The 14,101-nt window shown below is 65.3% G+C and carries 12 protein-coding genes; all 12 read right to left on the reverse strand.

What is annotated here, in order from left to right:
- Positions 1-45: 45 nt before the first annotated feature.
- The gene (locus AB3X89_RS26720; RefSeq protein ID WP_368585967.1) at positions 46-1,230 is read right to left on the reverse strand and encodes a cystathionine beta-lyase; all 1,185 of its coding nucleotides are present in this window, start codon (positions 1,228-1,230) and stop codon (positions 46-48) included.
- An 84-nt stretch (positions 1,231-1,314) separates the two neighbouring features.
- A complete protein-coding gene (locus tag AB3X89_RS26725; protein WP_368585968.1) occupies positions 1,315-1,980 on the reverse strand; it encodes a hypothetical protein in 666 nt (221 codons plus the stop codon).
- A gap of 63 nt (positions 1,981-2,043) precedes the next feature.
- A complete protein-coding gene (gene bktB / locus AB3X89_RS26730) occupies positions 2,044-3,228 on the reverse strand; it encodes a beta-ketothiolase BktB (RefSeq protein ID WP_368585969.1) in 1,185 nt (394 codons plus the stop codon).
- A gap of 85 nt (positions 3,229-3,313) precedes the next feature.
- Positions 3,314-4,264 (reverse strand): sugar kinase, encoded by a 951-nt coding sequence (locus AB3X89_RS26735; RefSeq protein WP_368585970.1) that lies wholly within the window; start codon positions 4,262-4,264, stop codon positions 3,314-3,316.
- 3 nt (positions 4,265-4,267) lie between these two features.
- The gene (rimO, locus tag AB3X89_RS26740; protein WP_368585971.1) at positions 4,268-5,662 is read right to left on the reverse strand and encodes a 30S ribosomal protein S12 methylthiotransferase RimO; all 1,395 of its coding nucleotides are present in this window, start codon (positions 5,660-5,662) and stop codon (positions 4,268-4,270) included.
- 81 nt (positions 5,663-5,743) lie between these two features.
- Positions 5,744-6,787, reverse strand: coding sequence for a tRNA dihydrouridine synthase (locus AB3X89_RS26745; RefSeq protein WP_368585972.1), 1,044 nt, complete (start codon positions 6,785-6,787; stop codon positions 5,744-5,746).
- 429 nt (positions 6,788-7,216) lie between these two features.
- A complete protein-coding gene (gene phaR, locus AB3X89_RS26750; RefSeq protein WP_176108638.1) occupies positions 7,217-7,834 on the reverse strand; it encodes a polyhydroxyalkanoate synthesis repressor PhaR in 618 nt (205 codons plus the stop codon).
- 137 nt (positions 7,835-7,971) lie between these two features.
- The gene (locus AB3X89_RS26755; RefSeq protein ID WP_176108639.1) at positions 7,972-8,712 is read right to left on the reverse strand and encodes a 3-ketoacyl-ACP reductase; all 741 of its coding nucleotides are present in this window, start codon (positions 8,710-8,712) and stop codon (positions 7,972-7,974) included.
- Between the two features lie 227 nt (positions 8,713-8,939).
- On the reverse strand, positions 8,940-10,121 hold the full coding sequence (locus AB3X89_RS26760; protein WP_018432060.1) for an acetyl-CoA C-acetyltransferase: 1,182 nt from the start codon (positions 10,119-10,121) through the stop codon (positions 8,940-8,942).
- A 180-nt stretch (positions 10,122-10,301) separates the two neighbouring features.
- Complete coding sequence (phaC, locus tag AB3X89_RS26765; protein ID WP_368585975.1) at positions 10,302-12,107, reverse strand: class I poly(R)-hydroxyalkanoic acid synthase; 1,806 nt, start codon at positions 12,105-12,107, stop codon at positions 10,302-10,304.
- A gap of 600 nt (positions 12,108-12,707) precedes the next feature.
- Entirely contained in the window at positions 12,708-13,571 is an 864-nt protein-coding gene (gene pgeF, locus AB3X89_RS26770; RefSeq protein WP_368585973.1) for a peptidoglycan editing factor PgeF, read from the reverse strand.
- A partial coding sequence (locus AB3X89_RS26775; protein WP_368585974.1) for an RluA family pseudouridine synthase occupies positions 13,568-14,101 on the reverse strand: 534 nt, incomplete at its 5' end. The genes AB3X89_RS26775 and pgeF, both read right to left, overlap by 4 nt.

Consider the following 14,101-nt stretch of genomic DNA (forward strand, 5'->3'; position numbering starts at 1 on the left):
TCCCGACGGGCTTCTCGAACAACGTGTCGAACAGGCTGACGCGTATTAAGCAAGCTTAGCGAGGCTCTGCTCGATATCCGCCCGCAGATCAGCCTCGTCTTCCAGACCGATATAGAAACGCACCAGCGTGCCGCGGTGCGGCCACTCAGCCGCCGTGCGCATCGACGCGATGTCGTACGGCATCGCGAGGCTGTGCGCGCCGCCCCAGCTCCAGCCGAGCGAAAACAGTTCGAGCGATTCGCAGAACATGTCGATCTGCGCCGCGCTGTATCGCTCGTCGAACACGACCGAGAACAGGCCGCCCGCGCCGGTGAAATCACGCTTGTACACTTCGTGCCCCGGACAGTCGGCGAGCGCCGGATGCAGCACCGCGACGATTTCCGGCCGGTTCTTCAACCACGCCGCGAGCGACAGCGCCGCGCGATCGTGCTGAGCAAAACGCAGTTGCATGCTCGGCAGGCTGCGCAGGATCAGCGAGCAGTCGTCCGAGGACACCCCGATGCCCATGCGCATACGCGCCGCCTTCAGCTTCACATGCACGTCGCGGTCGACCGTGATCGTCGCGCCCATCAGCACGTCGCCGCCGCCCGACTGGTACTTGGTCAGCGCCTGCACCGAGATGTCGACGCCGTGGTCGAACGGCCGGAACGCGAGGCCGGCGGACCATGTGTTGTCGATCGCGGTGAAGACGTTGCGCGCGCGCGCCGCCGCCGTGATGGCCGGCACGTCTGGCACTTCCATCGTCACCGAGCCGGGCGCTTCGATCCAGATCAGGCGCGTGTTCGGCTGGATCAGCCTGGCAATGTCCGCACCGATCAGCGGATCGTAGTAGCGCGCCGTGATGCCGAAATCGCGCGCGAGCCAGTCGCCGTGGTCGCGGTTCGGCGAATAGACGTTATCGGGGATCAGCACGTCGTCGCCGGCCTTCACGAGGCCGAAGTAGACGTTCGAGATAGACGACAGCCCCGACGGCTGCAGCAGCGCATGATTGCCGCCCTCGATCGCGGCGAGGCGCTGCGCGAGCGCGATCTGCGTCGGTGTCGCATGCAGGCCGTAGCGCCATTGCGCGTCGTTTTTCCAGTCGAGCGCGCGCATCGCCGCGAGATCGGGGAACACCACCGTCGACGCCCGCGTGACCGGCGTCGAAAAAGATTCGAAGCCCGGCGTGATGTCGTCCTCGGCACGCACGATGCGAGTCTGCAGGCGGTGTTTGAGTTTGGATTCAGTCATGTAGAGCTCGATGAAATACACAGGGAAGCGGGCTTGAAGCAACCGCCGCGCCGCGCGACTCAAGATGCTCGGCGTGCGTACGCATTAGTCGCCGGTTTGCAGGTTGCTGACGCCGCCCACCGGGTGCCCGCCGGCAGCGGATGCCGGCGCCGGAGCCGCCACTGCGCCGTTCGCAGCAGCCGGCTGCGGAGTTGGGGTGGCCGCCTTGGCCGCCGCGCCGGCCGAACCGGCCGCCGGTACCGCCTGCCCCGCCGCCAGGGGCTTCAGGTTGAATTCCTGCGGGTTCGAATCGTCGACGTTCATGCGGTCGCCTTCGAGCGAGCCGTCCGCCGCGAACTTGCCGACCCAGTTGCCGGTGATATGCGTGCCGTCGTTCGATTCCTCGACTTCGAGCGTATCGCCGACGCGGTCGCCCGCGATCAGGATCACCTCACCGTTATCGGTGTACTGATACTCGCCGTGCACACCGGAAGGATCGTCGGTCTTGGACCCGAGCCGCAGCACGATCGGCCGCGCGCCGAGCGTGCCCACGTAGCGCGGAAACTTCGCGAACTCGGGGCTCGGTTTCAGCGGCAGCTGGATCGGCGGCGGCGCGGCCAGCTCCTTGACCGCATCGCTTTCCGCCCACGCCTGCGACGGCATCCACAGCACCGTGCCGGCACACAGCAGCGCGACGGCGCTTGCCGCCACGCCGGCGCGCTGACGCAACGCGCGCGTTACCGAACCCTTCGTCACTTTCGCTTCCCGCATCCTGTCGATCCTTGTTGCTGGTTCCTGCTTGCTACCTATGCCGGGCCGGCCTGCCGTGCGCGGTCACAGACGCTCGAAAACCGCCGCGATGCCCTGGCCGCCGCCGATGCACATCGTGACGAGCGCATAGCGCCCGCCGATGCGCTGCAACTCGTACAGCGCCTTCACGGTGATCAGCGCGCCGGTCGCGCCAATCGGATGGCCGAGCGAAATGCCCGAGCCATTCGGATTGACCTTGGCCGGATCGAGACCGAGCTCCTTGCTGACCGCGCAGGCCTGCGCGGCGAATGCCTCGTTGGCCTCGATCACGTCGAGATCGGCGACCGTCAGACCTGCCCGCTCGAGCGCCTTGCGGCTCGCCGGCACCGGCCCGATGCCCATATACGCCGGATCGACGCCCGCATGCGCGTACGACACGAGCCGCGCCAACGGCTTCACGCCGCGCCGCTCGGCGACACTGCGCTCCATCAGCACGACGGCCGCGGCCGCGTCGTTGATGCCCGACGCGTTGCCCGCCGTCACCGTGCCGTTCTCCTTCACGAACACCGGCTTGAGCTTCGCGAAGTCGTCCGCGGTTGCGTTCAGCCGCGCGTGCTCGTCAGTGTCGAATACGATGTCGCCCTTCTTCGATGCAAGCGTGAGCGGCAGAATCTGTTCCTTGAAGTAGCCGCTCGTGATCGCGTGGGCCGCGCGACGGTGCGATTCGAGCGCGAGCGCGTCCTGCGCGTCGCGCGAGATGTCGTACTTGCGCGCGACGTTCTCGGCGGTCACGCCCATATGGATCGACTGGAACGGATCGTTGAGCGCGCCGACCATCATGTCGACCAGACGCGCATCGCCCATGCGCTGACCGAAGCGCGCGGCCGGCATCGAGTACGGCGCGCGGCTCATGTTTTCGGCGCCGCCGCCGATCGCGATATCGGCATCGCCGAGCAGCACGCTTTGCGCGGCCGACACGATGGCCTGCAAGCCCGAGCCGCACAGCCGGTTCACCGTCAGCGCGGGCGTATGCTGCGCGACCCCGCCGTTGATCGCCGCGACGCGCGCGAGATACATGTCTTTCGGCTCGGTGTGCACGACGTTGCCGAACACGACATGCCCGACTTCATCGCCCGATACGCTCGCGCGCTCCAGCACTGCGCGCACGACGCGCGCGCCGAGATCGGTCGGGGCAAAATCCTTCAGGCTGCCGCCGAACGTGCCGATTGCCGTGCGCACACCGCTTACCACCACTACGTCCCGTTGCATCGCTTGCCCCTCCTGTTGTCTCCAGTTCGCCTGGATGATTGCGCCAACGCGGGCCATGCTGCGCCGCGCGCGGCTTACGTGATATCTAGCCTGCCAGAAGCCGCTCGACGGTCTCGCGCGACGGGATCGGCGCGACCGCGCCATAACCTTGCGTCGACAGCGCGGCGGCGACGTTCGCGTAGCGCGCGGCGGCAAATGGATCGTCGCCCGCAACGATGCGCGCGATGAATGCGCCGCCGAAGCAGTCGCCGGCGCCGGTCGCATCGACCGCATCGACGACGTAACCCGGCACGACGCGTCGTTCGTTAGGTGTCGCGATATACGAGCCGTCCTTGCCGAGCTTCAGCGCAACCACGCTCGGCCCGTGCGACAGCAGAAAATCGACGATTTCGTCGCGGCCGGTCAGCCCGGTCAGTTCGGTGACGTCGTCCCAGCTCGGCAGGCAGATGTCGGTCTGGCGGATCGCCTCGAGCATCACCGCGCGCGCCCGCGCGAGCGGCCACAGCTTCAGACGCAGATTGGTATCGAAGCTCACGCGCACGCCATTCGCGCGCGCATGCGCGATCGCCTCGAGCGCGGCGTCGCAAGCGCTGACGCTGATCGCGAGACTGATGCCGGACAGATGGATGACCTTCGCCGCCGCGAGCGCGTCGCGCGGCAGATCGGCGGGCGCATAGCGGCTCGCCGCCGAGCCCGCGCGCAGATAGTCGAACGCGTGGCCGTTGGGACCGTGGGATACGAAATAGACGCCTGTCGACGCTTGCGCATCGATACGCACGAACGACGTGTCGACCTGCTCGCGCTCCCACAGGTCGACCAGCAGGCGTCCGAAATGATCGGCGCCGACCGCCGATACAAAGCCGGTCCTCGCACCCTGGCGCGCGGCCGCGATGCAGAAGTTCGACGTGTCGCCGCCGAAGCCTTGCAAGTAGTTCGGCTGATCCTTCGCCGACTGGTTGAATTCGATCATCGCCTCGCCGAGCGCGAGGATGTCCGGTGTTTGAGCTTCAGGCCGTGCGGCCGCGCCGGGCGTCATCGCTTAGACCTCGCCCCACAAATCGTGGCCGTCCGCGCCAGTGATCTTCACCGACACGAAATCGCCGACCTTGTAGCGCTTCGACGCCTTGGTGGACGGCGCGATATAGACGACGCCGTCGATCTCCGGCGCATCCGCCGCGGTGCGGCCGATGCCGCCGTCCGCGTTGATCTCGTCGACCAGCACCTTCAGCGTCTTGCCGACCTTCCTCGCGATGCGCTTCGCCGACACCTGCTCGGCCACTTCCATGAAACGGGCGCGACGTTCCTCACGCACTTCGTCGGGCAATGCGCCGTCGAGTTCGTTCGCGCTCGCGCCTTCGACCGGCGAATACGCGAAGCAGCCGACGCGATCGAGCTCCGCCTCGCGGATGAAATCGAGCAGCGTCTCGAACTGCTCTTCGGTCTCGCCCGGAAAGCCGGCGATGAACGTGCTGCGGATCGTCAGATCCGGGCAGATCTCGCGCCACGCCTTCACGCGCTCCATCACCTTCTCGGCGTTGGCCGGGCGCTTCATGCGCTTGAGCACTTCCGGATGCGCGTGCTGGAACGGCACGTCGAGATACGGCAGCACGTGACCCTTGTACGGACCCGCGGCCATCATCGGAATCACTTCGTCGACGCTCGGGTACGGATACACGTAGTGCAGACGCACCCACGCGCCGTATTGCGCGGCGAGTTCACCGAGCGCGGCGACCAGATCCGTCATGCGCGTCTTGATCGGCTTGCCGTTCCAGAACCCGGTGCGGTATTTGACGTCGACGCCGTATGCGCTCGTGTCCTGCGAAATCACGAGCAGTTCTTTCACGCCGGACTTGAACAGGTTCTCCGCTTCGAGCATCACTTCGGCGACCGGACGCGACACCAGATCGCCGCGCATCGACGGGATGATGCAGAACGTGCAGCGATGATTGCAGCCTTCGGAAATCTTCAGATACGCGTAGTGGCGCGGCGTGAGCTTGACGCCGGCGGCAGGCACAAGATCGACGAACGGATCGTGCGGCTTCGGCAGATGGCTGTGCACCGCCTGCATCACCTCGCCGACCGCGTGCGGGCCGGTCACCGCGAGCACCTTCGGATGCACTTCCTCGATCAGCCCGGAACCGCTCGCGCTTTTCTTCGCGCCGAGGCAGCCGGTGACGATCACCTTGCCGTTTTCGTTGAGCGCTTCGCCGATCGCGTCGAGGCTTTCCTGCACAGCTTCGTCGATGAAACCGCAGGTGTTGACGACCACGAGGTCCGCGCCGTCATAGGTGCCGGAGATTTCGTAGCCTTCGGCGCGCAGCTGCGTGATGATCTGCTCGGAATCGACGAGGGCCTTGGGGCAGCCGAGGGAAACGAAGCCGACTTTCGGCGTGGCGCCCGGCGCGGCCGGAGCGTTCGAGGGGGTGGAAGACATGGGGAACCGCTTGAAGACGTTAAACCGTGAATTGTAGCGGTTCGCCACCGCCACCGCTCGTAAGTCTTTGAATTCTAGTCTTCAAACGGGGATCAGTTCGGCAGGATCGGGTTGATTCAGCTCGCTGTTTTCGGCGCTCAAAACGTGCTCACGCGTCGGCGCCGACGCGCCTGCGGCCGCCAGCGCCTGGCCGATCACCGTAAGAATTTCGTCAGAGTCCTGCACTCGCCGGATCGCCGCATGCAGCTCGGCCGCTTGCGGCCAGGTCCGCTGCAGGTAGCTGAGCCACTGCTTGACGCGGCCGTGCTCATGGGTCAGTGAACCGTGCGCCCGCAGCTTGTTCAGATAGCCGGCGATCGAACCCAGCACCTGCGGCCATTCGCCGGCCGACGGGCACGGGTCCATGCGCCCGCGAATTCGCTGCGCGAGGAACGGGTCCGACACCGCGCCGCGGCCGATCATCACGTCCGCGCAGCCGCTGACAGAGCGGCAGCGCTGCCAGTCGGCGACCGTCCAGACCTCGCCGTTCGCGATGACGGGCACATCGACGGCGTCGTCGATGCGCGCGACCCACTCCCAGTGGGCGGGCGGCCGGTAGCGGTCGTCGCGCGTGCGTGCATGCACGACGAGCGAGGCCGCGCCGCCGTCCACCAGCGCCTGCGCGCATTCGATCGCCCGCGACGTGTCGGACACGCCGAGGCGCATTTTTGCCGTCACCGCGATATCGGCCGGCACCGCGGCGCGCACGGCAGAGACGATCTGGTTCAGCAGCTTCGGGATCGCGAGCAGCATCGCGCCGCCGCCATGCTGATTGACGACTTTGGCGGGACAGCCGAAGTTCAGGTCGATACCGTACGGTGACAGCGTGGCGGCGTACGCGGCATTGCGTGCCATCCACTCGGGATCGCTGCCGAGCAGCTGGATCACCATCGGCGTGCCGCTGGCGGTCACGCTCGCGTGCAGGATCTCGGGCGCCTCGCGCTCATAGACGCGCGTGGGCAGCATCGAGCCCGTGATGCGGATGAACTCGGACACGCAGCCGTCGAAAGCGCCCGCGCTGGTCAGCACGTCGCGCAGTACGTAGTCCGCAAGCCCTTCCATTGGGGCGAGAAACAGCCGGCTCATGAGAATATGGGTGAACGGCGGATCAGCGAAGAACGATCCGTGCGGCCTTCGCAACGGAAGACTCGGACGCGATCGGGGAGACGGTCTGAAACATAAGGCGGGTCCAGCGGAAGGAAAACGATAACGGCGCTAGCAGCGATGTGCCGGCACAGGGGCGCGACGGACCTTAAACCGCGGCCTGAATCCGGTTCCGACGGAAAAGCGTCCCCACGCGCGGGCCGATATTGTAGCGCGCCGGTGGCTGCGCACTCCTGCGAGCCATCTGGGAGATTGGCAACGCAGCAGCCGGATGCCAACGGTACGCCGACGGCCAGTAGCTCCCTCAGCCATGTCGCGCGATGCCGCTGCAGCTATGAAGGCCGGCTGCGCGTCCGCGGGCTACCCGGAAGCCCCGGTCGAACCGAGCGGACCTCGCCGCCATTCACTCGCTCACTTCTTTTCCGGCTCCGGATTGCCCTGTGGCGTAGCGGGCGCATTGCTCGCGTTGTTCGCATTGACCGCGCCGCCCGGCGTGAACGGGAACGTGGCGAACATGGTCTTCGCCTGGTTCTGCATCTGCTCCTGCATTTGCACGAACATGTTCTTCGATTGCTCGATATAGCTGGTCATCATGCCCTGCATCATCGGCGCCTGCATGTTCATGAACTGCGACCAGACTTCAGGGTTCATCGCCTTGCCTTCATACAGATTCTTCGACTGGTCGGCGAGCTTCGCCTGAATGTCGATGAAGGCCTGGATGTTCTTTTCCAGATACGTGCCCATCATGCCCTGCATCGCATGACCGTAGAACCGGATGATCTGCGACAGCATCGAAGAAGAGAACATCGGCAGGCCGCCGCTCTCCTCTTCGAGAATGATCTGCAGCAGGATCGAACGCGTGAGGTCCTCGTTGCTCTTGGCATCGATCACCTTGAAATCTTCCTGATCGAGCACGAGCTGCTTCACATCAGTCAGCGTGATGTAGGTGCTCGTCTCCGTGTCGTAGAGCCGACGATTCGGATATTTCTTGATCAGTCGTTCGGCCGTTTTCTTTGTAGTAGTAGTCATGTAACGCCTTTAAGCTCGAGTTAAGCAAACGCGGAAACGGCGTCCGGGCTGTGCGATCGAATCGATTGCGCAGCCGGGACGCCGGCGAAACCATCTGAGCCGAAGCGCGCCGCCTTCCGGTCCGGCGCGCCGATAGCTCAGCCCATATGCAAGCCGCCATTCAGCGAAAAATCCGCGCCGGTGGCGAAGCCCGATTCGTCCGACGCGAGCCATGCGACGATCGAGCCGATTTCGTCCGGCTGACCGAGGCGACGCACCGGAATCGTCGCGACGATTTTTTCCAGCACGTCCGGGCGGATGGCCTTGACCATGTCGGTGCCGATGTAGCCCGGCGACACGGTGTTGACGGTCACGCCCTTGGTCGCGACTTCCTGCGCGAGCGACATCGTAAAGCCGTGGATGCCCGCCTTCGCCGTCGAATAATTGGTTTGGCCGAACTGGCCCTTCTGGCCGTTCACCGACGAAATGTTGATCACGCGGCCAAAGCCACGCTCGACCATGCCGTCGATCACCTGCTTGGTGACGTTGAACAGGCTCGTCAGGTTGGTGTCGATCACCGCGGTCCAATCTTCGTGCGTCATCTTGCGGAACACAACGTCGCGCGTGATGCCGGCATTATTGACCAGCACGTCGATCTCGCCGACTTCGGCCTTGACCTTGTCGAACGCGGCCTTGGTCGACTCCCAGTCGCCCACGTTACCCTCGGAGGCGACAAAGTCGAAGCCAAGCGCCTTCTGCTCGTCGAGCCACTTCGCACGGCGCGGCGAATTCGGGCCGCAGCCCGCGATCACCTTGAAGCCTTCCTTGTGCAGACGCTGGCAGATGCTGGTGCCGATGCCGCCCATGCCGCCCGTTACGTACGCAATTCGCTGTGTCATAAACCACACTCCGTTATCGTTGTCGAGGCGCCTGCCGGCGGCCTCGTGCCTGGCCTGATGCCGGTTCACGTTGCCGCCGGGCGACCGTCTGGCAACGCGCGCTGCCGACACGAGTCATCTGTTGCAGCGCGCCGCACCGCCAGTTGGCGTGCGGCGCGGCCAGATGCCTGTGCCGGCGAAGGCCGCGCGCGAACGGTCGCGATCGCGCGCGGCGTACCCAGCGTACTTTAAACTCGCTCGACCGCGAGCGCGACACCCATGCCGCCGCCGATACACAACGACGCCAGCCCCTTCTTCGCATCGCGCTTCTGCATTTCGTGCAGCAGCGTAACGAGAATCCGGCAGCCGGACGCGCCGATCGGGTGGCCGATCGCAATCGCGCCGCCGTTCACGTTGATCTTCGACGTGTCCCAGCCCATCTGCTTGTGCACGGCGAGCGCCTGTGCGGCAAACGCTTCGTTGATTTCCATCAGATCGAGGTCGGCCGGCGTCCAGCCCGCGCGCTCGAGGCAGCGGCGCGAAGCCGGCACCGGGCCCATGCCCATCACCTTCGGATCGACACCCGCATTCGCGTACGCCTTGATGCGCGCGAGCGGCGTGAGGCCGAGCGCTTCCGCTTTTTTCAGCGACATCACGAGCACCGCGGCCGCGCCGTCGTTCAGGCCCGACGCATTCGCCGCCGTGACCGTGCCTTCCTTCGAGAACGCCGGCTTCAGGCCCGCGAGCGATTCCGCCGTCACGCCGTGACGCACGAATTCGTCGGTGGCAAAGCGCAGCGGCTCGCCCTTGCGCTGCGGAATCTCGACCGGCACGATTTCGTCGTTGAAGCGCCCCGACTTCTGCGCGGCTTCCGCCTTGTTCTGGGACAGCGCCGCGAACGCGTCCTGCTGTTCGCGCGTGATGCCGTGTTCCTTCGCGACGTTCTCAGCCGTCACGCCCATGTGGTACTGGTTGTACACATCCCACAGGCCGTCGACGATCATCGAGTCGATCAGCTTCGCGTCGCCCATGCGGAAACCATCGCGCGAACCCGGCAACACGTGCGGCGCGGCGCTCATGTTTTCCTGGCCGCCTGCGACGACGATGTCCGCATCACCGGCGATGATCGCGTTGGCCGCGAGCATCACGGCCTTCAGACCGGAGCCGCAAACCTTGTTGATCGTCATGCCCGGCACGGCCGACGGCAAACCCGCCTTGATCAGCGCCTGACGCGCGGGGTTCTGACCAGAGCCCGCCGTCAGCACCTGGCCCAGGATAACCTCGCTCACCTGTTCCGGCTTCACGCCTGCCCGTTCGAGTACGGCGCGCACCGCGATCGCTCCGAGTTCAGGTGCGGCAACCTTCGCCAGCGACCCACCAAACTTGCCCACTGCAGTACGAGCGGCCGATACGATCACAACATCAGTCATTTCCATATCCTCAGGGCATCCCGGCAAACTGCGCCGCAGCCCGTTACGTTAAAAATTGCGTTGCAACTTGCGTTGCTCTCACGCCTTCATCAACCAGACGCTCATTCACCTGCCAAACACCTATGCACCGGCCGACTGCGCAGCAACCTCGGACGCGCGCGTCGAGCCCGTGCGTGAAACCTACTCCCGTTGCCGCACATAGCGGCCCGGCGCCGGCTCGATGACCGGGAATTCGTCGGAGCCCAGCGTGGCGCGCGGCTTCACCTTCTTGCCGCCGTACTGATCGAGCCACTCGGTCCATTCGGGCCACCAGCTGCCGGGCACTTCTGTCGCCGCGTCGAACCATTCGTCCGCGCTTGCGGGCAGCGTCTTCGCGTCGCTCTCGAGCTTCCAGAAACTGCGCTTTTTCTTCGCGGGCGGATTGATCACGCCGGCGATATGACCCGACGCGCCGAGCACGAACTTCAGCGGCCCGGAGAGCAGCGGCGCGGACGCATACGCGGTTTGCCACGGCACGATATGGTCTTCGCGCGAACCGTAAATAAAGGTCGGCACGTCGATTTTCGACAGATCGATCGGCTCGCCGCAGGTGGTCAGCGCACCCGGCTCGCGCAGCTTGTTCTCGAGATACGTGTTGCGCAGATACCAGACGTACATCGGCCCCGGCACACTGGTCGAGTCGCTGTTCCAGTACAGCAGGTCGAACGGCACCGGCGTGCGGCCCTTCAGATAGTTATCGACGACGTAGTTCCACACGAGGTCGTTCGGGCGCAGGAACGAGAACGTGTTCGCGAATTCGATGCCGCGCATCAGCCCGGGCGGCGCACCGTTCTTGCCGCCGATGGTCTGCTCGCGCATCTGCACGTGCGCCTCGTCGACGAAGACGTCGAGCACTCCCGTGTCGGAGAAGTCGAGCATCGCGGTGAGCAGCGTCATCGACGCGGCCGGATGTTCGCCGCGCGCCGCGGCCACCGCGAGCGCGGTGGCGAGCAATGTGCCGCCGATGCAGAAGCCGAGGGTATTGATCTGCTCGCGGCCGCTGACCTGACGCACTGTGTCGATCGAAGTGAGCACGCCCTCGCCGATGTAGTCGTCCCACGTCTTGTGCGCGATCGACTGATCCGCGTTGCGCCACGAAATCAGGAACACCTGGTGGCCCGAATCGAGCGCGTGCGCGACCAGCGAGTTTTCAGGCTGCAGGTCGAGGATGTAGTACTTGTTGATGCACGGCGGCACGATGAGGAGCGGCCGCTCGCGCACGGTCGCCGTGCGTGGCTTGTACTGGATCAGCTGCAGCAGATCGTTCTCGAACACGACCGAGCCTTCGGTGTTCGCGAGGTTCTCGCCGACCGTGAAACGCGATTCGTCGGTTTGGGAAATCTTGCCGCGCTGCATGTCGCCGAGCAGGTTCATCACGCCCTGGCGCAGGCTCTCGCCCTTGCTGTCGAGCAGCGTTTTCTGCGCTTCGGGATTCAGCGCGAAGAAGTTGCTCGGCGAGGCCGCCGCGGTCCACTGCTGGACCGCGAAGCGAATGCGCTCGCGGGTTTTCGGCTGGGTATCGAGCGCGTCGACCATCTGCTGCAAATAGCGCGCGTTCAGCAGATACCACGCGGCGGTGAACGCGTAAGCGGGCGCCTGGCTCCAGGCGTCCGCGCTAAAGCGCCGGTCCTTGAGCTCGGGCGCCTTGATCGCCGAGGTGGTGGCCTGCTGGATCAGTTCCATCGCCTCGCGCGAATAGTCGGTTTGCAGCTTCTGCAAACGCTCGGGCGGAATCGCGGCGGTGGGAATGCTCAACCCCGGCAGCGCGCCGGCGGCCAACTTGCTGAAGTCGGGCATGCCGGGAAATGCCGGGATTTGCGGAAAGCCCGCCGTGATCTGCGCGAGGTCCGGCATCTGCGGCATTGAAGGCATCTGGAATGCCGCGCCATTGGGCTGAGCGCCGAACGAACGCCAGGCGTTCATCCAGGCGTCGAGAAATTGCTGCATGCCTGCGGCTGACGATGCACCGCTCGTACCGGCCTGCTGCGTCTGCTCCTTCGAGGAGTCCGTGCTGGGGGAAGCTGAGGAATGAGATGCTGCCATGCCTGCTTTTGACCGGTAAGTCCTTGCGGACGGGTTGAGAGGCAGGTTCGTGCGCACGGAGCGATTGCTCGCGACTTCGTCACACCCTGTCCCATGAACGAGGAGGAGCTTAGAAGGAACATTCTTGCTCCCCATCACAAGGCATGTCAATGCTTGCTCCCGATTTTGCCGCAGTGCGATATTTTTTTAATTATCGTTTTCCCTGTATGGCAAATCGCGCTTTTGCGAATAAATGTTCCATGCCGCACGCAAATCGAAAAAAGTCCTGCGGCGCATGGTACTTAAGCATATTTATTCGTTCGGTCGAGCACAGAGCAGGCGGGGAATTCACGCTATCGGCAATCCTTCCGGCAGTGCAACAAAAAATGTGTCTGAAGGCCGGGCAAGGCCTTCAGTGACGGGTCTGCAGTGCCATTCGTGAATCTCGAACCGGTGCGCATTCACGCAAAATAAGCAACCGTTCGATTTTAAAAATATGACGAGATGCGCGCGCGCCACCCCGAATTAATCGGCAATCGATTGCGCCTGTTCGTCGATCCAGATCAACGCGGCCATACGGCCGGTTTCGCGGTCACGGCGATACGAATAAAAGCGCTCGCGCAGCGTGACCGTGCACAGATCGCCGCCGCCGATACGCGTAAGGCCGAGCCGCTGCAGGCGCAGGCGCGCGAGCGCCGGCAGATCGGCGAGATATTTGCCGGCATTCGCGGGATGCGCGACGAACGCCTTCGCGGTCGCATCGCGTTGTGCGCCGTCGACATCAGTCATGAAGGCGTCACGCACGTCTGGACCGACTTCGAATGCGTCGGGCCCGATCGACGGTCCGAGGTACGCATGCAACTCGGCGGCCGGCACGCCCGCCAGCGCCGCGACCCGCGCGGCAGTCTGCTCGACGATGCCTGCCGCGAGTCCGCGCCAGCCGGCATGCGCGGCGCCGACCGCGCGCCCCGCTTCGTCGCACAACAGCACTGGCATGCAATCGGCCACCATGACGACGCACGCGACGCCCGCGCGATCGGTGACGCTCGCGTCGGCGCGCGGCGGCGCGCCGTGCTCGCGCGCGTGCGCGACGGCGTCCTCGGCGCGCACGATGCCGGCGCCGTGAATCTGTTCGAGCCACGCGGTTTCGCGAACACCGGTCAGCGCGACGAGCCGTGCGCGATTGCTCGCGACCGCGGCCGGATCATCGCCGGTCTTCAGGCCCAGGTTCAGCCCGCCGGGCTGGTCGGCGCCGTCGCGCCAGCGGCCGAACGGCGAGTCGCTGACGCCGCCGTCGCGCGTGGTCACGAGCGCGCGCACGCGCGGCGAGACGTTCCATGCGGGTTGCACGACATCGGCAAAACCCAGCTCAGGCAGATTGGCGCTCATGCGTGATCGTCCTCGTCGTGGTCGCTGTCTTCATCGTACGCGCCGTCGTCGAACGATGCACCGTAGTCCTCGTCCTCGTCATACGCGTCGTCGAACTCGCCCGTGTCGTCGCGACCCAGGCCGAGCGCTGCCGACAACGCCTCGATGTCGGCCGGCACGTCGGCGCGCCATTGCATCGAGCGGCCGGTCTTCGGATGGATCAGGCCGAGCCGCCACGCGTGCAGCGCCTGGCGCGCGAAGCCGTCCGGCAGCGGCGTGACCGAGCGCTTGCCGCGCGCGCGTCCGTACACCGGGTCTCCGAGCAGCGGATGACCGATATGCGCGCAATGCACGCGAATCTGATGCGTGCGGCCCGTCTCCAGATCGCAGTGGATCGCCGTGACCGGCTGACGCTGCCAGATCGCCGCGGCCACGCGCCGGAAATGCGTGCGCGCCGGCTTGCCTGCCGCGCCCGTCACCACGGCCATGCGCGTGCGCTCGCGCGGGTCGCGGCCGATCGGCGCGTCGATCGTGCCTTCGTCGGGCATGTT

It is taken from the genome of Paraburkholderia sp. BR14320 (genome assembly GCF_040948665.1).
GTDB classification, from domain to species: Bacteria; Pseudomonadota; Gammaproteobacteria; order Burkholderiales; family Burkholderiaceae; genus Paraburkholderia; species Paraburkholderia youngii.